We start from the raw sequence: 1,682 nt of genomic DNA, 5'->3' as shown, positions 1-1,682 counted from the left end.
GGGGGGGACATGACGGACTTCCTCGCCGACAAGAAGGACAAGCACATGCGGACGGCCAAACAGCAACAGGAACTCACCCTCGACACCCTCGAGTTGTTCGGCGAGATGTACATGACGCTCTCTCTGTTCCCGCTGCTCCTCATCATCATCCTCGTCATCATGAGCATGATGGGGAGTTCGAAGACGATGCTCCTCTACGGGACGGTGTACGCGCTCATCCCACTCGTCGGCGTCGGCTTCCTCGTCCTCGTCTCCACCGTGAAGGAGGACGAACCCGGCGACGGCTACCTCCGCCTCGTGGAGGGCGATGAGTCCTCGACGAGCCGCGAGCCGGGGCTGTTCGACCTCGGGATCGTCGAGCGCTTCCGCGAGCGCGGCGCGCTCTTCGAGCGCATCTACAGCCGCGAGGGCACCCACGAGGCGATCTGGGTGTTCACCCACCCGCACCGGTTCTTCAAGCGCCACCCGCTCTACACGCTCGGGCTCACGATCCCCGCCGCACTCGTCGTCCTCGCGCTCGCGATCGCGCAGGGGGCGGCGCCAACGAGCATGCCGGCGATGAAGGCCAACCCGATCGCGGGGACGTTCGTCTGGGTGTACCTCCCGCTGTACATCGTCTTCATCCCGCTCGCGGTCTTCCGGCTGTGGAACCTCCGCTCGCGCCGCCGCGTCGTCAACAGCCTCTCCGACGACCTCCGCAAGCTCTCCTCGGCGAACGACACCGGACTCACCCTACTGGAGTCCATCAACACGGTCTCCGAGACGTCCTCCGGCAAGCTCGCCGAGGAGTTCCGGATCCTCCACGCGAAGGTGAACTACGGGACGAGCCTGCGCGACGCGCTCGTCGAGTTCAACAACAAGTACCACATCCCGCGGCTCGCGCGCACCGTCAAGCTCGTCAGCAAGGCCCAAGAGGCCTCCAGTCAGATCTCCGCCGTGTTGACGACGGCCGCGCAGGCCTCCGAGACGCAGGACGACCTCGAACGCGAGCGCAAGTCCCGCACGCGGATGCAGATCGTGATCATCATGATGACGTACTTGACCCTGCTCGCCGTCATGGCGATCCTGAAGGTGAAGTTCCTCGACGTGATGGCCGGCCTCGCGACGCAGGCCAGCGGCGGTGGCGGTGCCGCCTCGAGCGCGGCGAGCGGACAGATGAGCTTCGGCGCGAACATCGACATCCAGCTGATGAACATGATGTTCTTCCACGCCGTCACCATTCAGGGCATCCTCTCCGGGTTCATCGCCGGCTACATCCGCGACGCCGACCTGCTCTCCGGCGTGAAGTTCGCGATCGTTCTCCCGACCGTGGCGCTCCTCTCTTCGCGTTCATCTGACCATGTGTGAGAGAGGACAGACCACGCTCGACTTCACCTTCGGCATCAGCGTCTTCCTCCTCACCGTGATCTTCGTCTTCTCGTTCGTCCCCGGACTTCTCAGCCCCTTCGCCGGCAGCGGGAGCGACCACCCCGTGACGGCGAACCGGATCGCCGACGACCTCGTGCAGGATCGACTCGCCGTCGATGGCGATCCGTACACACTTCGGGATACCGCGAGCCTATCAGATAACATGGACGACGAAGACGAGTCCCTACCTCCGGGGACGCGCGTGAACGTCACGCTCTCGAAGCCGAACGGCCGGCGCGAAGCGGACGAGATCACGGCCAGCTATGGGCCGGCCC

Annotated in this window: 2 protein-coding genes; both read left to right on the top strand. The window is 64.9% G+C overall.

Going from position 1 to position 1,682, the window contains the following annotated elements:
• Window positions 1-1,347: type II secretion system F family protein (locus tag AOZ13_RS13535; protein ID WP_148294611.1), on the top strand; the 1,347-nt coding region annotated here is incomplete at its 5' end.
• A partial coding sequence (locus tag AOZ13_RS13530; protein ID WP_449404306.1) for a DUF7287 family protein occupies window positions 1,340-1,682 on the top strand: 343 nt, incomplete at its 3' end. The genes AOZ13_RS13535 and AOZ13_RS13530, both read left to right, overlap by 8 nt.

Source organism: Halarchaeum acidiphilum MH1-52-1, from assembly GCF_000474235.1.
Lineage (GTDB): Archaea > Halobacteriota > Halobacteria > Halobacteriales > Halobacteriaceae > Halarchaeum > Halarchaeum acidiphilum.
The sequence above is the reverse complement of the archived record's forward strand: the minus strand, read 5'-3'. Positions and strand labels throughout refer to the sequence as shown.